General features: G+C 59.9%; 18 protein-coding genes. 11 read left to right on the forward strand and 7 right to left on the reverse strand.

Going from position 1 to position 19,928, the window contains the following annotated elements; genetic code table 11:
• Positions 1-162 precede the first annotated feature (162 nt).
• Positions 163-1,044 (forward strand): LysR substrate-binding domain-containing protein, encoded by an 882-nt coding sequence (locus tag HU718_RS24165; protein ID WP_186615413.1) that lies wholly within the window; start codon positions 163-165, stop codon positions 1,042-1,044.
• A gap of 211 nt (positions 1,045-1,255) precedes the next feature.
• Here HU718_RS24165 and HU718_RS24170 read toward each other — a convergent pair whose 3' ends face one another.
• Both HU718_RS24170 and HU718_RS24175 read right to left on the reverse strand, forming a co-directional pair.
• Complete coding sequence (locus tag HU718_RS24170; protein ID WP_186615411.1) at positions 1,256-1,870, reverse strand: NAD(P)-dependent oxidoreductase; 615 nt, start codon at positions 1,868-1,870, stop codon at positions 1,256-1,258.
• A gap of 45 nt (positions 1,871-1,915) precedes the next feature.
• Entirely contained in the window at positions 1,916-2,794 is an 879-nt protein-coding gene (locus HU718_RS24175) for an MBL fold metallo-hydrolase (protein ID WP_186615409.1), read from the reverse strand.
• Positions 2,795-2,908: 114 nt separating this feature from the next.
• Between HU718_RS24175 and HU718_RS24180 the strand changes: the two genes are divergently transcribed.
• Together HU718_RS24180 and HU718_RS24185 are read left to right on the forward strand one after the other, a co-directional pair.
• Entirely contained in the window at positions 2,909-3,814 is a 906-nt protein-coding gene (locus HU718_RS24180; RefSeq protein ID WP_202883838.1) for a LysR family transcriptional regulator, read from the forward strand.
• A 219-nt stretch (positions 3,815-4,033) separates the two neighbouring features.
• Positions 4,034-4,210, forward strand: coding sequence for a hypothetical protein (locus tag HU718_RS24185; RefSeq protein ID WP_007912636.1), 177 nt, complete (start codon positions 4,034-4,036; stop codon positions 4,208-4,210).
• Positions 4,211-4,361: 151 nt separating this feature from the next.
• Here the strand turns inward: HU718_RS24185 and HU718_RS24190 are convergent, their stop codons facing one another.
• Positions 4,362-5,246 carry a helix-turn-helix domain-containing protein gene (locus HU718_RS24190; RefSeq protein WP_116030017.1) on the reverse strand — a complete coding sequence of 295 codons (885 nt, stop codon included), beginning with the start codon at positions 5,244-5,246 and terminating at the stop codon, positions 4,362-4,364.
• Between the two features lie 186 nt (positions 5,247-5,432).
• Here HU718_RS24190 and pobA point away from each other — a divergent pair, with 186 nt between their 5' ends.
• Both pobA and HU718_RS24200 read left to right on the forward strand, forming a co-directional pair.
• Entirely contained in the window at positions 5,433-6,617 is a 1,185-nt protein-coding gene (gene pobA / locus HU718_RS24195) for a 4-hydroxybenzoate 3-monooxygenase (protein ID WP_437180884.1), read from the forward strand.
• A gap of 79 nt (positions 6,618-6,696) precedes the next feature.
• Complete coding sequence (locus tag HU718_RS24200; protein WP_186615405.1) at positions 6,697-8,214, forward strand: MDR family MFS transporter; 1,518 nt, start codon at positions 6,697-6,699, stop codon at positions 8,212-8,214.
• Positions 8,215-8,340: 126 nt separating this feature from the next.
• Here the strand turns inward: HU718_RS24200 and HU718_RS24205 are convergent, their stop codons facing one another.
• The 4 genes from HU718_RS24205 to HU718_RS24220 all read right to left on the reverse strand — a co-directional run bounded on the left by HU718_RS24205 (position 8,341) and on the right by HU718_RS24220 (position 12,263).
• Complete coding sequence (locus tag HU718_RS24205; protein ID WP_186615403.1) at positions 8,341-9,189, reverse strand: cache domain-containing protein; 849 nt, start codon at positions 9,187-9,189, stop codon at positions 8,341-8,343.
• 113 nt (positions 9,190-9,302) lie between these two features.
• Positions 9,303-10,157 carry an ATPase gene (locus HU718_RS24210; RefSeq protein WP_186615401.1) on the reverse strand — a complete coding sequence of 285 codons (855 nt, stop codon included), beginning with the start codon at positions 10,155-10,157 and terminating at the stop codon, positions 9,303-9,305.
• A gap of 116 nt (positions 10,158-10,273) precedes the next feature.
• Positions 10,274-11,266, reverse strand: a complete 993-nt coding sequence (locus HU718_RS24215; protein WP_186615399.1) for an NAD-dependent epimerase/dehydratase family protein — start codon at positions 11,264-11,266, stop codon at positions 10,274-10,276.
• A gap of 97 nt (positions 11,267-11,363) precedes the next feature.
• Positions 11,364-12,263, reverse strand: a complete 900-nt coding sequence (locus tag HU718_RS24220; RefSeq protein ID WP_186615397.1) for a LysR family transcriptional regulator ArgP — start codon at positions 12,261-12,263, stop codon at positions 11,364-11,366.
• Positions 12,264-12,359: 96 nt separating this feature from the next.
• Between HU718_RS24220 and HU718_RS24225 the strand changes: the two genes are divergently transcribed.
• The 6 genes from HU718_RS24225 to HU718_RS24250 all read left to right on the forward strand — a co-directional run bounded on the left by HU718_RS24225 (position 12,360) and on the right by HU718_RS24250 (position 19,926).
• On the forward strand, positions 12,360-12,761 hold the full coding sequence (locus HU718_RS24225; protein WP_186615395.1) for an ACT domain-containing protein: 402 nt from the start codon (positions 12,360-12,362) through the stop codon (positions 12,759-12,761).
• Positions 12,762-12,766: 5 nt separating this feature from the next.
• Positions 12,767-13,369: a LysE/ArgO family amino acid transporter gene (locus tag HU718_RS24230; RefSeq protein WP_150794580.1), complete on the forward strand. Its 603-nt coding sequence runs from the start codon at positions 12,767-12,769 to the stop codon at positions 13,367-13,369.
• Positions 13,370-13,545: 176 nt separating this feature from the next.
• Complete coding sequence (locus HU718_RS24235) at positions 13,546-14,142, forward strand: superoxide dismutase (protein WP_007918933.1); 597 nt, start codon at positions 13,546-13,548, stop codon at positions 14,140-14,142.
• Between the two features lie 428 nt (positions 14,143-14,570).
• The gene (locus tag HU718_RS24240; RefSeq protein WP_102901059.1) at positions 14,571-16,622 is read left to right on the forward strand and encodes a putative bifunctional diguanylate cyclase/phosphodiesterase; all 2,052 of its coding nucleotides are present in this window, start codon (positions 14,571-14,573) and stop codon (positions 16,620-16,622) included.
• A 211-nt stretch (positions 16,623-16,833) separates the two neighbouring features.
• The gene (locus HU718_RS24245) at positions 16,834-18,180 is read left to right on the forward strand and encodes an imelysin family protein (protein ID WP_007918935.1); all 1,347 of its coding nucleotides are present in this window, start codon (positions 16,834-16,836) and stop codon (positions 18,178-18,180) included.
• 318 nt (positions 18,181-18,498) lie between these two features.
• Positions 18,499-19,926 carry a di-heme oxidoreductase family protein gene (locus tag HU718_RS24250; protein ID WP_186615393.1) on the forward strand — a complete coding sequence of 476 codons (1,428 nt, stop codon included), beginning with the start codon at positions 18,499-18,501 and terminating at the stop codon, positions 19,924-19,926.
• The last annotated feature ends 2 nt before the right edge of the window (positions 19,927-19,928 follow it).

Below are 19,928 nucleotides of genomic sequence, written 5' to 3' on the forward strand. Positions count from 1 at the left end.
GGTGTGTCAGGCAACGGAGATGTTGAATGTCAGACCGCATTCGCGAGCAGGCTCGCTCCCACAGGGTCCGTGGAATGGCTTCATTGGAACGGTCGGCAGGTAGCGGCAACAATCGATTAAAAGTCATACTAGCCATGTCCTCACGTCATACCTTGGATCCCCATGAAACGCCTGCCTCCCCTGCCCGCTCTGCACACGTTTCTGATCACCGCGCAGTGCTGCAACTTCACCCGCGCCGCCGAGCAGTTGCACATCACCCAAGGCGCAGTGAGCCGGCAGATCGCCGGGCTGGAAGCGCATCTCGGTTATCCGCTGTTTATCCGTCTGGCCCGTGGCCTGGCGCTGACCGCCGAAGGACGTGAATGGCTACCGCGGGTGGAAAAAGTCTTCGGCCTGATCAGCGAGGCGACCGAGCAAATCGGCCTGCAGCGCGAAACCCTGCAACTCAAAGCGCCGAGCTGCGTGATGCGCTGGCTGCTGCCGCGCTTGCTGCAATGGCAGAAAGAACGCCCGGACCTGCCGGTAAAACTCACCGCCTCGCTACAACACGGCGTGGACTTCCAGCGGGAGCAATTCGATGCCGCGGTGATCTACGGCCCGCCCCCGGACAACTCGCCGGGCGCACTGCACTTGTTCGACGAGCAACTGACACCGGTCTGTTCAGCGGTTTTGCTTAAGGGCTCGCCAGCGCTGAATTCACCGGCAGATCTGCAACAGCATCTGCTGCTGCACCCCACTCACGATATTCAGGATTGGTCGGTGTGGTTGAACGCGGCTGAGCTGCGACTGAACAACCTCGGCAGCGGTCAGCATTTCGAAACGCTGGATCAGGCGATGTCGATGGCGTCGCATGGGACGGGAGTGGCGATCGGGGATTGGTCGTTGATTGGTGATGACTTGCGCGCCGGGCGGCTGGTGATGCCGTTTGAGTTGAAGGTGAAGACGGGGCTGGCGTATTACGTCGTCGTGCCTGCGGGAACCGAGCCTTCGCCGCAGTTGGAAGAACTGATGATCTGGCTGGTGGAGCAGGCGCATTTGCGGTGAGGCTTTTTTCCCTCACCCTAACCCTCTCCCAGAGGGAGAGGGGACTGACCGAGTTGTTTTGTCGAGCTACACCGACTTGAAATACCGAGTCGAACTCAGGACCTGAAAAGCTTGAAGATCGGCTCCCTTTCCCCCTCGCCCCCTTGGGGGAGAGGGCTGGGGTGAGGGGGAAAAGATCCAGAGCCAGACCAATCCCTCAGAAACGCCTCAATCAGTAACCAACAGTAAACCGCTGACGCGAATGCTTCGGCGCCTCCACTTCGTCGATCAACGCAATCGCGTAATCGGCAAAGGTAATCCAGCTACGCCCTTCAGCGCTCACCAGCAAGTGATCCTGGCCGACACGAAACTTGCCACTGCGCTCACCTTCAACAAACTCTGCCGACGGCGACAGAAAGGTCCAGTCCAGATCCTGCTCCTGACGCAACGCCTCAAGAAACGCCGCACCGGCACTGGCTTCAGCTTTGTACTCCGCCGGGAAACCCGCGCTGTCGATCACTCGCGTATCGTCCGGCAGCAACAGCGAACCGGCACCGCCCACCACCAACAGACGCTTCACCCCAGCCTGCTTCACCGGCCCGACAATCGCCGCCGCAGGCACGGTGGCGAAATGCGCAGCGGTGATCACCACATCGTGACCGGCTACCGCGTCTTGCAGCGCTGCGCCATCCAGCACATCGACATTCTTGCTGACCACACCGTTACGCGCGCCGATCTTCGAAGTGTCGCGGGCGATAGCGGTTACGCTATGGCCACGACGCAGGGCTTCTTCCAGCAGTTGGCTACCGGCACGGCCGGTGGCACCAATGATTGCGATCTTGCTCATGACATTCTCCAGTTGGCTTGAGAGTGCTGCGTTTTCAGATTCGGCTTACCACTGCATTTCGCCTTTGGCGACTTTCGCACTCAACTCCAGCGAGCTTTCCTCACCCAGTTTCGGGTAGCGTTTTTTCATCGCGGCGATCAGTGCGGCGGAGTCTTTGGCCTTGGCGGTTTCAGCGTCGAACGCCTTAATGTAGTCGGCGGTGAATTTCACGCTGGCCAGCGAACGGCTGCTGTTGCCGAGGTAATGCCCCGGCACCACGGTGTTCGGTTTGAGGGTTTCGATCGAGTGCAGGGTTTCCAGCCAGTCGGCGTGGGATTGCGCGGTCTGGGTGTCAGCCATCCACACATGGATGTTCTCGGCGACAACCACGCCACCGACCACGGCTTTGAGCGACGGAATCCACACAAAACTGCGATCCGGTTGTTTGCCGTCGAGGCCGACCACCTGCAATTTCTGCCCTTCGAGCATCAAGCTGTCGCCTTTGAGTACGCCCGGCACGATGGTTTTCGCTGGCACATCGGCGCCCATTTTCGGGCCCCAGAAAGCCAGTTTGCCGGCGACGGTTTTGTTGATGTGATCGACGGTCGGTTGCGAGGCGAGCACCTTGGCATCGGGGAACGCTTGGGTCAGGGTGTCGAGGCCGAAGTAGTAATCCGGGTCACCGTGGCTGATGTAGATGGTGGTCAGGTGCTTGCCGCTGGCGCGGATCTTTTCCACGACCTGTTCAGCCTGGGACTTGCCGAACTGCGCATCGACGAGGATCGCGTCTTTCTCACCGCTGACCAGCACCGAGGTCACCGGAAAAATCGCGTTGGTCCCCGGGTTGTAGACATCGAGGGTCAGGTTGGCAGCCGCTGCATGCGCGGCGAAACCCAGGGAAGCGGTGGCGAGCAGAACGCGTTTGAGTGTGGTGAAGCCGATCATCTGTTGCTCCGGTGTCCGAATGCCGTGCTTGGCGATGGGACAGAGCTTAGTTGCCTGACTCAGTACAAAAAATGCGATGCTTGAACATAGTTTGTTTCTGAAAGCGGGCAAATCATGGATCGTCTCCAAGCAATGCGGGTGTTTGTGACAGTGGTGGATCTGGGCAGCCAGTCGGCGGCGGCCGATCATCTGGACCTGTCGCGGCCGGTGGTTTCACGTTATCTGGCGGAGCTGGAAGACTGGGTCGGCGCACGTCTGATGCACCGCACCACACGCAAGTTGAGCCTGACCGCCGCCGGCAGTGAAATCCTGCCGCGTTGCCGGCAGATGATCGAACTGTCGACGGACATGCAGGCCGCCGTCAGCGAACCCCACGACGCCCCGCGCGGGCTACTGCGGATCAGCGTCAGTACCTCGTTTGGCCAGGCGCAATTGGCCGATGCGATGGCCGCTTACGTCAAACGCTACCCCGGAGTCAGCATCGACCTGCAAATGCTCGATCGCACGGTGAATCTGGTGGATGAGCGTATCGATCTGGCGATTCGCACCAGTAACGATCTCGACCCCAACCTGATTGCCCGACGCCTGACCGTTTGTCGTTCGGTGGTCTGCGCCGCGCCGGCTTATCTAAAGGAGCAAGCGGCGCCGTTGCGGGTCGAGGAATTGAGTCGGCATAACTGCCTGACGCACTCGTATTTCGGCAAGAGCCTGTGGCATTTCGAGGAGGATGGCGAACCGGTCTCTGTGCCGGTACAGGGCAATATCAGCGCCAACGAGGCCAGCACGTTATTGCGCGCGACATTGGCGGGCGCCGGGGTGGCGATGCTGCCGACCTATCAGGCCGGGGTGCATATTCACAGCGGTGAACTGGTGCGACTGCTGCCGCATGCGGAGCCGCGGCAGATGAGCATCTACGCGGTGTACGCCTCGCGCAAACACATGCCGGCGGCGTTGCGCAGCATGCTGGATTTTCTGGTGCTCAGATTCCCGGAAAACCCCGAATGGGATATCGGCCTGTAAACCCATTTAACTGTGGGAGCGAGCCTGCTCGCGAAAGCGGTGGGTCAGTCAACACTTGAGTCGAATGACAGGACGCTTTCGCGAGCAGGCTCGCTCCCACAGTGGCTATCGATATGCTGAATGGCCAGTTACAAGCTCAAGCGCACTCGCTGGCAACTCCCCGCCGCTGACCTATGCTGAAAGTAATACCGCAGGGTATGTCGTTCAGAGGTCAACGCCATGAACATCAAAACAAGAAGGTACGTCGCGATTTTCATCACCTGCGCCGCCACGCTGGCGCTGTACGGCACCGCTGCCTGGCGGGTCGAGCAGTTGCGACAGTTGCCGCGCGAGTATGCGAGCTGCAATTTCGAGCGCTGCATTCCGCACAATGCCACGCTGAATGCATTGCGCTGAATCATCTGGGCTGGAATGCGATTCTGTGTGGGAGCGAGCCGGCTCCGGGCGGCGATCCGACGAAAGCGGTGGGTCAGTCAACATTTGAGTCGAATGACAGGACGCCTTCGCGAGCAGGCTCGCTCCCACAAGGGTTTTGTGGTGTGAGTGGTTATTGCTCGGCCTTGAGGCTGTCGCGGAAAGCCTTTGGCGAGATTCCCACCCGGCGCCGGAACAGCCGCGTGAAGTTGGTCGGATCGGAAAACCCCAACAACTCCGACATCTCGTAAATCGTCATGCTGGTGTACGTCAGCAAGCGCTTGGCCTCCAGTAACTGACGTTCATGCATGATCTGCAACGCCGGTTGCCCGGCCAGCTCACGGCACGTGCCGTTGAGGTGCGACACCGAAATCCCCAGGCGATGTGCCAGGTCTTCGACCTTGACGTGCTGGCGGTAAGTCTCCTCGACCAACTGAATAAAGCCATTGAGATATTCGCGCTGACGTTGCGGCCGCTGACTGGCTTTATGGCGCACGATCGCCTGACGGCTGACCCAGACCATGATCACGCTGACCAGCGAATGCATGAGCATTTCTCGCGCCGGTTGATGACCGTTGTATTCGGCCTGCAACGCCGAGAACAGGCTGTTGAGGTAATCGCCGTCGTTGCCTGCCGGGTAGTTTTCTGCGCTGGCCAGCGCGTGTACTGAATCGCCCAGTTGCGCCTGCAAGTGGTTGATCAGCGGTGTGGCGAGGGTAACGATGAACCCTTCGACGTCTTCGGAAAAACGAAAGCCGTGCACCGACAACGGTGGCAGCACTTGAATGGCCGGGGTGTCGAGTTGCGTGCGCTGCCCTTCGATCTCAAGCTCTGCCTGACCTTTGAAGACGAAGAGTAACTGGCACAAATCAGCATGGCGGTGGGGTTTGATTTCCCACTCGTGTTCGCGACTGCGGGAGGAAATGGTTTCACAGTGCAGCAAGTCAGGGGTCGGCCAGTCCAGGCTTTCACCGTAGAGCTTGAACACTGGAATCGAAGGCAGCTCAGGCTTGTTCATCACTTCAATCCAGGCCTCGGGGTTGTGGGCGATAATCGCACCGATTGGCAGAATGTACAGGTATCGGCTCAGTTTTCACCTTCAATTGACAGACCCGCAAGGGAAAAATGCAAGCACTCGATCCATAAAAATCATTCACCGGTCTTGGCCGCGTGAAGCTTGCGAGTCATAAAAACAATGAAAACGCTGAAAACCCAAGTCGCCATTATCGGCGCCGGTCCGTCCGGATTGCTCCTCGGCCAGTTATTGCACAACGCTGGCATCGATACCCTCATCCTCGAACGCCAGACGCCGGATTATGTCCTCGGCCGCATCCGCGCCGGTGTGCTTGAACAAGGCATGGTAGAGCTGTTGCGTCAGGCTGGCGTGAGTCAGCGCATGGACGCCGAAGGGCTGGTGCATGGGGGTTTCGATCTGGCTCTGGACGGGCGTCAGGTGCACATCGATCTGCACGCATTGACCGGCGGCAAGAGCGTGATGATCTACGGCCAGACCGAAGTCACCCGCGACCTGATGGCCGCTCGTCGGGAGGCTGGCGCGCCGACGATTTACCAGGCACGCGATGTCGTTCCTCATGGCATGAAAAGCGACGAAGCTTTTGTCACCTTTGAAAAGGACGGCGAAACCTTTCGCGTCGATTGCGATTACATTGCCGGTTGCGACGGCTTCCACGGCGTCGCGCGGCAGTCGATTCCCACCGATTGCCTGAAAGTATTCGAGCGGGTTTATCCGTTTGGCTGGCTGGGCATTCTGGCGGACACGCCGCCGGTGCATGACGAGTTGGTCTACGCCCGCCATGAACGCGGCTTTGCCTTGTGCAGCATGCGTTCGGCCACCCGCACCCGCTATTACCTGCAAGTGCCGGCGGATGAAAACGTCGATGACTGGAGCGATCAACGCTTTTGGGATGAGTTGAAAAATCGTCTGCCAGTAGAGCTTGCCGAGAAACTGGTCACCGGCCCTTCGATCGAAAAAAGCATCGCGCCGCTGCGTAGTTTTGTCGTTGAACCGATGCAGTTCGGGCGGATGTTTCTGGTCGGAGACGCCGCGCATATCGTCCCGCCCACCGGCGCCAAGGGCTTGAATCTGGCGGCGAGTGACGTCAGCACGCTGTTCAATATTCTGCTGAAGGTTTACCGCGACGGCCGCACCGATCTGCTCGAGAAGTACTCGGAAATCTGCCTGCGCCGCGTGTGGAAAGCCGAGCGCTTTTCCTGGTGGATGACCTCGATGCTGCACCGCTTCGATGATCACGACGCTTTCAGCCAGCGCATCAGCGCCTCGGAACTGGACTACTTTGTCAGTTCAGAAGCGGGGCGAAAAACCATTGCAGAAAATTACGTTGGACTTCCGTACGAGGCTATCGAATAGCCTGCTACCGACTTACACTGGCGAGCATCCCCGCTCGCCTGACGATCTGCGGGACTCTCACTGCCCGCAGGTTTTGCCCGTGACCAATCTCAATCACCCCGAAACGCCCAAACCGGCCATTCGCAACGTGCTGGTGGCGCTGATGATGGCGATCTTTCTCGGCGCGCTGGATCAAACCATCGTCGCCGTGTCGATGCCGGCCATCTCTGCGCAGTTCAAGGACGTCAGCCTGTTGGCCTGGGTGATTTCCGGGTACATGGTCGCGATGACGGTGGCCGTGCCGATCTACGGCAAGCTCGGCGACTTGTACGGGCGGCGCAAACTGATGCTGTTCGGCATGGGCCTGTTCACCCTCGCCTCACTGTTTTGCGGCATGGCGCAAAGCATGGAGCAACTGGTGCTGGCGCGGATCCTTCAGGGCATCGGCGCTGGCGGGATGATCTCGGTAAGCCAGGCGATCATCGGCGACATCGTGCCGCCGCGTGAACGCGGGCGCTATCAGGGTTACTTCAGCAGCATGTACGCGGTGGCGAGTGTCGCCGGCCCGGTACTCGGCGGTTACATGACCGAATACCTGTCGTGGCGCTGGGTATTTCTGATCAACCTGCCGCTGGGCCTCGGTGCCTGGTGGGTGGCGCGGCGCAACTTGCGCGGGCTGCCGATTCCGCAGCGCAAACCAGTCATCGACTACCTCGGTACGTTGTTGATGATCATCGGCCTCACTGCCCTGTTGCTGGGCATTACTCAGGTTGGTCAGGGTCATTCGTGGCGCAGCGGTGAAGTGCTTGGCCTGTTCGCCTGTGCGGTGGTGGTACTGGCGGTGTTTGTCTGGCACGAGCGCCGGGCGCGGGAGCCGTTGCTGCCGATGCACCTGTTTGCCAACCGCAACGCGTTGCTGTGCTGGTGCACGATTTTCTTTACCAGTTTCCAGGCGATTTCGCTGATTGTGCTGATGCCGCTGCGCTTTCAGACCGTGACCGGTGCCGGAGCTGACAGCGCCGCTTTGCACTTGTTGCCATTGGCGATGGGGCTGCCGATTGGTGCATTTTTCGCCGGCCGGCGCACGTCGATCACCGGGCGTTACAAACCACAGATTCTGACCGGCGCTCTGCTGATGCCGATCGCGATTCTCGGTATGGCGTCCAGCCCGCCCGAGGCGACACTGGTCAGTGGTCTGTTCATGTTGCTCTGCGGTATTTCCAGCGGCATGCAGTTCCCGACTTCGCTGGTCGGCACACAGAATTCGGTGGAACAACGCGACATCGGCGTAGCGACCAGCACCACTAACCTGTTTCGCTCCCTCGGCGGTGCGGTGGGCGTGGCGTTGATGTCGGCGCTGTTGCTGGCGTTGTTGCAGGATTCGAGTTTCGCCCATCTGGCGAGCAGTTCGCTGATGAGCGAGGGCCATTCGGGCAACGTCCTGCTGGATGGTTTGAACGCCGCGCCGGGGGATGCGCAGAACGCCTTGCGGGCGGAATTGCTGGTGACATTCCGGCATTTGTTGTGGGTGAGTGCGGCGGTTTCGTTGCTCGGGTTGGCAGCGGCGATTGCGATGCCGAACAACCTGCTGCGCGGTCGCGAGCACGGCGCCAAATAACCGCAACACCACAAAACCCTGTGGGAGCGAGCCTGCTCGCGAAAGCGGTGTGTCATTCAAACAGGATGTTGGCTGAGACGACGCCTTCGCGAGCAGGCTCGCTCCCACAGGGGGACGGTATTTCATTCAAGGGCTGTAGTAACCGACGGCGACAAGGAAATGCCCGGCCTTCTTCAGGTAAGCATGTTTGTCCTCGACCTTGCCGGTCACCGGGTTTTTCCAGCGGTATTCATACTCGCCTTCATCCTGCTTGCCGATCAGCGCCAGAATCGGCTCGCCCACCGGTTTGCCATCCGGATCCTTGATCTTGCCAAAGTCGGTGTTGATCAAGCGCAGATTGGTGCCGTGGGCGACGTAGCGCTGGGTGTCCAGATCGACCACAAACACATACAAGTCGTCCTGCAAGTAGCCACCCTTGAGCGAGTTGATCGCCGTCAGCGTGCCCTTCTCGTCTTTGCCCAAATCAGTCGCCGCTTTCTCGAGCAATGCCTTGGCCTGCTCCGCCGAGGCTCGCGGCAAGTAATACCCAACCGCAAGAATTCGCTGGCCGATGCGTTGATAAAACACATGCTTACGCTCGACCTTGCCATCGGCCCAGTTCTGCCAACGGTACTCGGCCTGCTGGATGCCATTGCCTTCCGGCACTTTCAACGCGTCCTTGAAGGTTTTCTGCAAATCCGGGCCAAGCACTTCACTGACGTCACGACCGATCAACGCTGATGAAGGCCCGCCGCTGGCGAGCATCACGCCCTTGGTATCGACCACGAACACGTAACGATCCTTGTCGACGAACTCGCCCTGACGACTGAACGCGGCGAACGCCTTGTCGCCGTTGTCGTGGTAGTAGGCCAGGGCTTTTTCCAGCAAGGCGATGGCGGCCTGACTGTCATCCTTGGCGGTAGTGGCGGCGCTGGCCTGGCTGAAACCGGCCAGTAACATCACGCCGAGCCAGGCCACTTTATGCAAAAAACCCATAGCGCATCCCTCGTTCTTGTTGGTGTTTCAAGAGCGTAGACGGCTTGGGGTGATGTACGAGTATTCAGAATGATGCAGGGGATTACAGAACCCCCTGCACTGATCAACAAAGCTTATGGGCGGGAATTGATCTGCTGCTGCAAATTCTGAATCTGCGCCTGAAGGGTGTTGATGTTGCGGGTCATCTGCGCACGGAAGGCGTCGAACTCGGCGGTATTGCCGCCGCCCTGCGGTGTTGCCGGGCGGTTGTCCTGTTCGCTTTTGAGCACGACGATTTCCTGCTCAAGACGATCGATCGCCGCGCTCGGGTTGCCCTGTTTCTTCAGTGCCGCGATATCGGCGCCGAGGCTTTTGAGCTGGGCGTCAAAGGCCTTCAACTGCGTGTCGACCTTGCTGGTGTCGGCCGGTGTGCTTTTCACGGTCGCCAGCTCAGCGCTCAAGGCTTTGACCTGTGCCTGCAACTGAGTGTTGGCGTTCTGCTGTTCGGTGGTCTGCGCGGTCATCTGTGCCAAGCGTTTGTCCAGATCGCTGGCCTGCCCCGCTACGCCTTGCTGCTGTTTGCTCTGATCGAGCAGCTTGCCTTCAAGCTGTTTGATTTGCAGCTTCAGAGCCTCGCTGTCACTGGTGACGTTGGACTGGCTGGCGACAACCTTGCCGGAAATGTCCTGCAAGCGCCCGGCGGCTTCTTCGCTGATCCGCGCAAAGCTTTCCTGGGTCGCGACCAGTTGTTGTTCCATCAGCGAGATCTGCTGGAAGCTCCACCAGGCGAGGCCGATGAAGGCGAAAAACAATGCGCCGACCAAGGCCCACAACGGCCCGGTGCTGGCTGCCTTGACCTTGACTACCGGCGGCGTGCGCGAGTGTACGGAGGTGCGGGCGGTGGTCGGAATGTCATCGTCGTCGAAGGCGTCGGCACGCAGGCTCGGGACATCATCGAAATCGTCGTGGGCATCATTACGCATGGACATTGAGGCAACCTTTGTGAAACGCGGTGATGGCTAAATGCTGCGAAGTATAACCGCCGCAGCCGCAGGGATTGACCCCCAAGCGGCTACACGGTTCATTGCCGCCCGGCCGAATCGTTTCAACGGATGTCCTGAGCTTTCCACCACGCACAGAACTCATCCAGCGCCGACCACAGGCAGACTTTCGGATCGTAGTCGAGATAATGCCGGGCGCGGCTGATGTCGAGGGTGAAATTTTTGTTCATTACCTGCATGCCCAGACGCGACAGGGTTGGCTCCGGACGCCCCGGCCAGAGCTTGCACGCACCCTCATTGAGCGCCGCGACGCTGTAGGCCAGCCCATACGAACGGTACTTGGTGACTTGCGGCACTTCCATTTTGCGCATCACGTAATTGACCACATCCCACAGCGGCACCGGCGCGCCATTGCTGATGTTGTAGGCCTTGCCCAGCGCGGAGCCGGCGGCCAGCAAGCTGCTGAGCATCGCTTCGTTGAGATTCTGCACACTGGTGAAGTCGACTTTGTTCAGGCCATTGCCGATGATCGCCAGCCGGCCCTTGCGCTGCATGTTGAGCAGACGCGGGAAGATGCTCATGTCGCCGGCGCCGGTGACGAAACGCGGGCGCAGGGCGATGGTCTCCAGGCCGAATTCCTGCGCACCGAAGACCTTTTGCTCGGCCAGATACTTGGTCGCGGCATAGTGATGCTTGAAGCGCTTGGGCACTTGCTCTTCGGTCAGGTTGAAATGATCGCGACCATCGAAATAGATCGATGGCGACGACAGATGCACCAAACGCCGGACGCGCTGTTTGAGACAGGCTTCGACAACGTTTTCGGTGACCTGCACGTTGCCCTGGTGGAAGTCCTGATAGCGTCCCCACAGTCCGACGGCGCCAGCGCAATGCACCACCGCTTCGACGCCGGAACACAACTCGCGGACCAGATCGGGATCGGTCAGATCGCCGGGGACAAACTCGGCACCACGGCGCACCAGATGCTCGACGCTCTCGGCCCGGCGACCGTTGACCCGCACGTCCAGGCCCTGCTCCAGTGCGAAACGCGCAAAGCGTCCGCCAATGAAGCCGCTTGCGCCGGTGACCAGAATTTTCATGCAAAGCTCCAATGAAACCAGCTGCGAGCTTCAAGCTTCGAGCTGCAAGATTAAAACAGTGTGCAAGCGCTTTAACTTGCCGCTTGCAGCTTGACGCTCATGGCTGCTTCCAGGGCACCAGCCATTGCGCCGATGAACGCAGCAATTGCTCGGTCAGCAAGCCCAGCAGCTGACCGCCATTGCGCCAATGATGCCAGTACAACGGCACGTCGATCGGTTTATCTGGCAACAGTTCGCGCAAAAACCCGCGTTGCAGTTGGTCGCGCACTTGCAGTTCCGGCACCAGCCCCCAGCCCAATCCGGCTTCGGTCAGGCGGATAAAGCCTTCCGAGGACGGGCACAAATGGTGTTCGAATCCACCGTCGACGCCCAACGAGGCGAGATAGCGATGCTGGAGAAAGTCGTCCGGGCCGAACACCAGCGCCGGGGTGCGCGGCAATTGTTCGGCACGCACGCCGTCGGGGAAATGCCGCTCGATAAACGCCGGGCTGGCCAGCGCGCGATACCGCATCGCCCCGAGCAACACACTGCGCGCGCCGGCCACCGGCCGTTCGCTGGCGCAAAGGCACGCGGCGACTTCACCGGCGCGCATGCGTTTGAGGCCGACGGTCTGGTCTTCGACAATCAGATCGAGCAGCAAATGTTGTTCGGCACAGAAGTCGCCAACCGCTTCGGCCCACCATGTGGCGAGGCTGTCGGCATTAAGGGCGATGCGCAAACGTTCCGGCAAACCCTCCTCGTCCAGCGCGGGCACAAGGGTTTGCAGGTCACGCTCAAGCAGACGCACCTGCTGCACATGGTTGAGCAGACGCCGGCCGATTTCGGTCGGCGACGGTGGCGTGCCGCGAATCAACACCGGCTGACCGACCCGAGCTTCAAGCAATTTGATCCGTTGCGAGATCGCCGATTGCGACAAGCCCAGTACCTGCGCGGCCCGTTCGAATCCGGCCTGCTCGACCACGGCGGCCAGAGCAGAAAGCAATTTGTAGTCGAACATCAGTTTTCCTAATGAGCGATCAGCACTATTGGTTTTTCTTATACAGGTTTCGCCCGGAGAATAGCCAGCAAGCACTCTTTATCAAGGAACACTTCCATGGCTGGCGAAACTTCTCTCTCGACTTTATTGCGCAGCATGAGCCCGCAACTCAACGCCGGCGAATACGTGTTCTGCACCCTGCGCGACGGAATGCTTCCAAGCGGTCTGGAGATTGTCGGCAGCTTCCGCGAACAGGAAGGTTTGACGGTGATTCTTGAACGTTCCCACGCCGAACAGGCTGGTTTGAGCTTCGACTATGTCGCCGCGTGGATCACCCTCAACGTGCATTCGGCACTGGAAGCCGTTGGCCTCACCGCCGCCTTCGCCACGGCATTGGGCCAGGCCGGGATCAGTTGCAACGTAATCGCCGGTTATTACCACGACCATTTGTTTGTCGGCCAGACCGACGCCGAACGCGCCATGCAAGTGCTGCGCGATCTCGCAGCCAACGCGGAGTAAATCTTATGTGGCAAAGCTATGTGAACGGCCTGCTGGTGGCGTTCGGACTGATCATGGCGATTGGTACGCAGAACGCTTTTGTATTGGCGCAAAGCCTGCGGCGTGAACATCATCTGCCGGTGGCGGCATTGTGCGTGGTCTGCGATGCGCTGCTGGTCGCCGCCGGGGTATTCGGGCTGGCGACGATTCTGGCGCAGAACCCAACATTGCTGGCCATTGCCCGTTGGGGCGGCGCGACGTTTCTGATCTGGTACGGCAGCCAGGCGCTGCGCCGGGCCTGTTCGAAACAGAGCATGGGTCAAGGCGAAAACCAGACGGTGCGCTCGTTGCGGGCGGTGATGCTCAGTGCGTTGGCGGTGACGCTGCTCAACCCGCATGTTTATCTGGATACGGTGTTGTTGATCGGCTCGCTCGGTGCGCAGCAATCGGTACCGGGGGCTTATGTGGTTGGTGCTGCGAGTGCTTCGCTGTTGTGGTTTTTCACGCTTGCGCTGGGTGCGGCATGGCTGGCGCCGTGGCTGGCACGTCCGAGTACCTGGCGGATTCTCGATCTGGTGGTGGCGCTGATGATGTTTACCGTGGCTGGGCAATTAATTTTCGCCAGCTGATTTATTCCAAACGGCTCTGGAACCTCTATCCCACACAGTTGTTGCGTGGTTATGGCGCAACCCCGGTGCTATGATCGAAACCCTGCGCCGCAAAGAGTAAAAACTCGCCGGTGCATTTCTGGCCGCCCGTGATCGGCCTTGCGCTCACCGCAACAGACCTGATTAGGAGAATCATCATGGCTTTCGAATTGCCGCCGCTGCCTTACGCACACGATGCCCTGCAGCCGCACATTTCCAAGGAAACCCTGGAATACCACCACGACAAGCACCACAATACCTATGTCGTGAACCTGAACAACCTGGTGCCAGGCACCGAGTTCGAAGGCAAGACCCTGGAAGAAATCGTCAAGACTTCCTCGGGCGGTATCTTCAACAACGCCGCTCAGGTCTGGAACCACACCTTCTACTGGAACTGCCTGGCGCCAAACGCCGGCGGTCAACCAACCGGCGCGCTGGCTGAAGCCATCAACGCAGCCTTCGGTTCGTTCGACAAGTTCAAGGAAGAGTTCAGCAAAACCTCGATCGGCACCTTCGGTTCCGGCTGGGGCTGGCTGGTGAAAAAGGCTGACGGTTCCCTGGCCCTGGCCAGCACCATCGGCGCCGGCAACCCGCTGACCAGCGGCGACACCCCGCTGCTGACCTGCGACGTCTGGGAACACGCTTACTACATCGACTACCGCAACGTTCGTCCGAAGTATGTCGAAGCGTTCTGGAACCTGGTCAACTGGAAGTTCGTTGCTGAGCAGTTCGAAGGCAAAACCTTCACCGCTTAAGCTGCGCGCCAGTCAAAAAACCCGGCTTCGGCCGGGTTTTTTTTGCCCGGACAAAACCCCGGACGATGATCGTTCCCACGCTCCGCGTGGGCATGAAGCCCGTGACGCTCCGCGTCACTGGACGCAGAGCGTCCCTAGAGGCATTCCCACGCGGAGCGTGGGAACGATCAAAGACAGTAAGCTCAGGCTGCTTGCCGCAATGCCACAGCGGGCTACCATCAAAAAGACGAAAAAATGCTGCGAACCGCTCAAGTTGAGAGCCGAAACTACCGACACAGTACAAATAGGGCTAATACTCCAAAACGCAGCATTTCGGGCGAGACCACGGGCAAATCAACCCCGGTCTGATTGTCCCTTTGACTGCCAACACGGGATTGCCAATACTCATGGCAACTTGACGCTACCCGCACGGAACAAGGAATAACCCTTTGAAGCTGGAACTCAAGAACAGCTTGTCGGTGAAGTTGCTCCGGGTCGTGCTCCTGTCGGCATTGATCGTCGGCGTAGTCTTGAGCTGCGCGCAGATTGTTTTCGATGCCTACAAAACCCGTCAGGCGGTTGCTGGCGACGCCGAACGCATCCTCGACATGTTCCGCGACCCGTCGACCCAGGCCGTTTACAGCCTGGACCGGGAGATGGGCATGCAGGTGATCGAAGGCCTGTTCCAGGACGATGCCGTGCGTCAGGCCTCCATCGGCCATCCCAACGAAGCCATGCTCGCGCAGAAATCCCGCGACCTGCAGCAGTCCAACAGCCGCTGGCTGACCGACCTGATCCTCGGCCAGGAGCGCACCTTCACCACGCAACTGGTGGGGCGTGGGCCGTACAGCGAGTATTACGGCGATTTGAGTATCACCCTCGACACCGCCACTTATGGCGAAGGGTTTATCGTCAGCTCGGTGATCATCTTCATTTCCGGGGTTCTGCGCGCACTGGCCATGGGGCTGGTGCTGTATCTGGTCTATCACTGGCTGCTGACCAAGCCGCTGTCGCGGATCATCGAGCACCTCACCGAGATCAATCCGGATCGCCCCAGCGAGCACAAGATTCCGCAGCTCAAGGGCCACGAAAAAAACGAACTGGGCATCTGGATCAGCACCGCCAACCAGTTACTCGAGTCAATCGAACGCAACACTCACCTGCGCCACGAAGCGGAAAACAGCCTGCTGCGCATGGCCCAATACGACTTCCTCACCGGCCTGCCGAATCGCCAGCAATTGCAGCAGCAACTGGACAAGATTCTGGTCGACGCCGGCAAGCTGCAACGGCGGGTCGCGGTGTTGTGCGTGGGGCTGGATGATTTCAAAGGCATCAACGAGCAGTTCAGCTACCAGACCGGCGATCAATTGTTGCTGGCCCTGGCCGACCGCCTGCGTGCCCACAGCGGCCGCTTAGGCGCCCTCGCCCGCCTGGGTGGCGATCAGTTCGCCCTGGTACAGGCCGACATCGAACAGCCTTATGAAGCAGCGGAACTTGCGCAAAGCATCCTCGATGACCTGGAAGCGGCGTTTGCCCTCGACCATCAGGAAATCCGCCTGCGCGCGACCATCGGCATCACTCTGTTCCCGGAGGACGGCGACAGCACCGAGAAGCTGTTGCAGAAGGCCGAGCAGACCATGACACTGGCCAAGACCCGCTCGCGCAACCGCTATCAGTTCTACATCGCCAGCGTCGACAGCGAGATGCGTCGCCGCCGCGAACTGGAAAAAGACCTGCGCGATGCCTTGCTGCGCGATCAGTTCTATCTCGTCTATCAACCGCAGATCAGCTACCGCGATCACCGCGTGGTCGGCGTCGAGGCGTTGATTCGCTGGCAGCATCCGGAACACGGTCTGGTGCCGCCGGACCTGTTCATTCCGCTGGCCGAGCAGAACGGCACGATCATCGCCATCGGCGAATGGGTACTCGATCAGGCCTGCAAGCAATTGCGCGAATGGCACGATCAGGGTTTCGCCGACCTGCGCATGGCGGTCAATCTGTCCACCGTGCAACTGCACCACGCCGAGCTACCGCGCGTGGTCAATAACCTGCTGCAGATGTACCGCCTGCCACCGCGCAGCCTGGAACTGGAAGTCACCGAAACCGGCCTGATGGAAGACATCAGCACCGCCGCCCAGCACTTGCTGAGTCTGCGTCGTTCCGGCGCACTGATCGCCATCGACGACTTCGGCACTGGCTATTCATCGCTGAGTTATCTGAAAAGCCTGCCGCTGGACAAGATCAAGATCGACAAGAGCTTCGTGCAGGATCTGCTCGATGACGACGACGATGCGACCATCGTTCGCGCGATCATTCAACTGGGCAAGAGCCTCGGCATGCAGGTGATCGCCGAGGGCGTGGAAACCGCCGAACAGGAAAGCTACATCATTTCCGAAGGCTGCCACGAAGGTCAGGGCTATCACTACAGCAAGCCGTTGCCGGCGCGCGAGCTGGGCGCTTATCTCAAGCAGGCGCAACGCACTAATGCGGCCATTCTCTAAAAGATCAAAAGATCGCAGCCTGCGGCAGCTCCTACATTTGGAATGCGTTCCCCCTGTAGGAGCTGCCGCAGGCTGCGATCTTTTGATCTGCGTAAATAAGAAATATTTCCAGCCACAACCCTTTACACATAATGCGAAAGATTTGCATTATGTCGCAGTTTTGCGCACCCCCAGCGCGAGTCCACTCAACTATCGAAGCAGGATGTTCGCCATGATTCGTATGCCTCTGGCTACCGCCAGTCTGCTGGCCATCGCTATTTCCCTCGCCGGTTGCGGCGAAGGCAAAGACAAGGCTGCCGCTCCGGCCGCACCGACGCCAGCCGCCAGCACCACCGCTCCAGCGGCTGCGCCTGCCGCTGCCGGTAAAGTCGACGAAGCCGCCGCCAAGGCTGTGGTCGCGCACTATGCCGACATGGTCTTCGCCGTCTACAGCGATGCCGAATCCACCGCGAAAACCCTGCAGACCGCCGTCGACGCCTTCCTCGCCAAGCCGAACGCCGACACCCTGAAAGCCGCCAAGGCTGCTTGGGTCGCCGCGCGCGTTCCGTACCTGCAGAGTGAAGTGTTCCGCTTCGGCAACACCATCATCGACGATTGGGAAGGTCAGGTTAACGCCTGGCCGCTGGACGAAGGTCTGATCGACTACGTCGACAAATCCTACGAGCACGCACTGGGTAACCCGGGTGCCACCGCCAACATCATCGCCAACACCGAAGTTCAGGTCGGCGAAGACAAGGTCGACGTCAAAGACATCACCCCGGAAAAACTCGCCAGCCTCAACGAGCTGGGCGGTTCCGAAGCCAACGTCGCCACCGGCTACCACGCCATCGAATTCCTGCTCTGGGGCCAGGATCTGAACGGCACCGGCCCTGGCGCTGGCAACCGTCCTGCCTCCGACTACCTGGAAGGCGCCGGCGCTACCGGCGGTCACAATGATCGTCGTCGTGCCTACCTGAAGTCCGTGACCCAACTGCTGGTCAGCGACCTCGAAGAAATGGTCGGCAACTGGAAGCCGAACGTGGCTGACAACTATCGCGCCACCCTGGAAGCCGAGCCGGGCGAAACCGGTCTGCGCAAAATGCTCTTCGGCATGGGCAGCCTGTCCTTGGGCGAACTGGCGGGCGAGCGCATGAAGGTTTCCCTCGAAGCCAACTCCCCTGAAGACGAGCAGGATTGCTTCAGCGACAACACGCACAACTCGCACTTCTACGATGCCAAAGGCATTCGTAACGTTTACCTGGGCGAGTACACCCGTGTTGACGGCACCAAAATGACCGGCGCCAGCCTGTCGTCGCTGGTGGCCAAGGCTGATCCGGCTGCCGACACCGCACTGAAAGCCGATCTGGCCGCTACCGAAGCGAAGATCCAGGTCATGGTTGATCACGCCAACAAGGGTGAGCACTACGACCAGCTGATCGCTGCCGGCAACACCGCTGGCAACCAGATCGTTCGCGACGCCATCGCCTCGCTGGTCAAGCAGACCGGTTCGATTGAAGCCGCTGCCGGCAAACTGGGCATCAGCGACCTGAACCCGGACAACGCTGATCACGAGTTCTGATCAACCGCGTCTGCGTCAAAAAAGGCGACCTTCGGGTCGCCTTTTTCATGCCTGCCAAACACAACCCCCTGCTTCAGGGTGTATCCAATATCAAGTGCGCCACCCATCCCTGTGGGAGCGAGCCTGCTCGCGAAGGCTATATCGGCCGCCACATTTTCAGCGCGTCGGACACCGCTTTCGCGAGCAGGCTCGCTCCCACAGGGTTTCCATGGGGTTCAAGGCTTGCGCCATATCAAGCAAACGATAATTCCTCTTATTCAAACCCCCTCGCCCTGTTAGACTTTGCGCCTTTGTTTTCGCCCGTCCGCAGGATGTCTGATGCCCTCGCTGCCTCTTCGCTTGTCCGCACTGTTGCTGGCCCTGGGCCTGAGTGCCTGCGATGACGCCCCGCGCTTCACCAAGGCCGAGCCTGGTGAAGCACGTTCGGGCGGTGCGGCGACCGTGCGCAAGACCGATCAGAATGCATTCTCCCTGCCCTCGGCCAACCTGCCGCCGTCGCGGCGGGTGGATTTCAGCGTCGGCAACAGCTTCTTCCGCAGCCCTTGGGTGATTGCGCCGTCGACCACCACCGCCCGCGATGGTCTCGGCCCGTTGTTCAACACCAACGCCTGTCAGGGCTGCCACATCAAGGACGGTCGCGGTCATCCGCCGCCACCGGATGCGCCTAACGCGGTGTCAATGCTCGTGCGCCTGTCGATTCCCAACACGCCGGAATTCGCCAAAGTCATCGAGCAAGTCGGCGTGGTGCCGGAGCCGGTCTATGGCGGCCAGTTCCAGGACATGGCGGTGCCCGGTGTCGTACCGGAAGGCAAAGTCCGCGTTGACTACACGCCAGTGCCGATTCGTTTCAAGGACGGCACCGAAGTCGAATTGCGCAAACCTGTCTTGCAGATCACGCAACTGGGCTACGGCCCGATGCACCCGGACACGCGTTTTTCCGCACGCGTCGCGCCGCCGATGATTGGTCTGGGCCTGCTCGAAGCGATCCCCGAAGAGGCGATCCTCGCCAACGCCGCCGCGCAAGCCAAAGACAACAAAGGCATCAATGGCCGCCCCAATCAGGTCTGGGATGACGCGTTGCAAAAAACCGTCATGGGCAGATTTGGCTGGAAAGCCGGACAACCGAACCTCAATCAACAAAATGTTCATGCGTTTTCTGGTGATATGGGCCTCACGACCAGCCTGCGTCCCTTCGATGACTGCACCGACGCGCAAACCGCCTGCAAACAAGCGCCAATCGGTAATGGCCCGGACGGCGAGCCGGAAGTCAGCGACAACATCCTGCGTCTGGTGTTGTTCTACAGCCGCAACCTCGCTGTGCCGGCACGTCGTGGCGTTAACGATGCCGACGTCATCGCCGGCAAGAACCTGTTTTTCCAGGCCGGCTGCGATTCCTGCCACACGCCGAAATACACCACCGCCGCCAACGCCGCCGAACCTGAACTGGCCAATCAAGTGATTCGCCCGTACAGCGATCTGCTGCTGCACGATATGGGCGACGGCCTGGCCGACAACCGCACGGAATTCCAGGCCTCCGGCCGCGACTGGCGCACGCCGCCGTTGTGGGGAATCGGCCTGACGCAAGCGGTCAGTGGCCACACCCAGTTTTTGCATGATGGCCGTGCGCGCAATCTGCTCGAAGCGGTGCTCTGGCACGGCGGCGAAGCGCAAGCCGCACAGCAACAGGTTTTGTCTTTCAATGCCGAGCAGCGCGCTGCGTTGCTGGCGTTTCTGAACTCACTTTAAAC

This window comes from Pseudomonas tensinigenes (assembly GCF_014268445.2).
In the GTDB taxonomy this organism is placed as follows: Bacteria; Pseudomonadota; Gammaproteobacteria; order Pseudomonadales; family Pseudomonadaceae; genus Aquipseudomonas; species Aquipseudomonas tensinigenes.

Bases quoted from the DNA above. Each gene is read 5' to 3' on its own strand.
- HU718_RS24210 (WP_186615401.1), bottom strand. From the start codon at position 10,157: ATGTCCATGCGTAATGATGCCCACGACGATTTCGATGATGTCCCGAGC.
- HU718_RS24250 (WP_186615393.1), top strand. From the start codon at position 18,499: ATGCCCTCGCTGCCTCTTCGCTTGTCCGCACTGTTGCTGGCCCTGGGC.
- HU718_RS24165 (WP_186615413.1), top strand. From the start codon at position 163: ATGAAACGCCTGCCTCCCCTGCCCGCTCTGCACACGTTTCTGATCACC.
- HU718_RS24190 (WP_116030017.1), bottom strand. From the start codon at position 5,246: ATGAACAAGCCTGAGCTGCCTTCGATTCCAGTGTTCAAGCTCTACGGT.
- HU718_RS24185 (WP_007912636.1), top strand. From the start codon at position 4,034: ATGAACATCAAAACAAGAAGGTACGTCGCGATTTTCATCACCTGCGCC.
- HU718_RS24225 (WP_186615395.1), top strand. From the start codon at position 12,360: ATGGCTGGCGAAACTTCTCTCTCGACTTTATTGCGCAGCATGAGCCCG.
- HU718_RS24175 (WP_186615409.1), bottom strand. From the start codon at position 2,794: ATGATCGGCTTCACCACACTCAAACGCGTTCTGCTCGCCACCGCTTCC.
- HU718_RS24220 (WP_186615397.1), bottom strand. From the start codon at position 12,263: ATGTTCGACTACAAATTGCTTTCTGCTCTGGCCGCCGTGGTCGAGCAG.
- HU718_RS24205 (WP_186615403.1), bottom strand. From the start codon at position 9,189: ATGGGTTTTTTGCATAAAGTGGCCTGGCTCGGCGTGATGTTACTGGCC.
- HU718_RS24245 (WP_007918935.1), top strand. From the start codon at position 16,834: ATGATTCGTATGCCTCTGGCTACCGCCAGTCTGCTGGCCATCGCTATT.
- HU718_RS24215 (WP_186615399.1), bottom strand. From the start codon at position 11,266: ATGAAAATTCTGGTCACCGGCGCAAGCGGCTTCATTGGCGGACGCTTT.
- HU718_RS24235 (WP_007918933.1), top strand. From the start codon at position 13,546: ATGGCTTTCGAATTGCCGCCGCTGCCTTACGCACACGATGCCCTGCAG.
- HU718_RS24180 (WP_202883838.1), top strand. From the start codon at position 2,909: ATGGATCGTCTCCAAGCAATGCGGGTGTTTGTGACAGTGGTGGATCTG.
- HU718_RS24170 (WP_186615411.1), bottom strand. From the start codon at position 1,870: ATGAGCAAGATCGCAATCATTGGTGCCACCGGCCGTGCCGGTAGCCAA.
- HU718_RS24230 (WP_150794580.1), top strand. From the start codon at position 12,767: ATGTGGCAAAGCTATGTGAACGGCCTGCTGGTGGCGTTCGGACTGATC.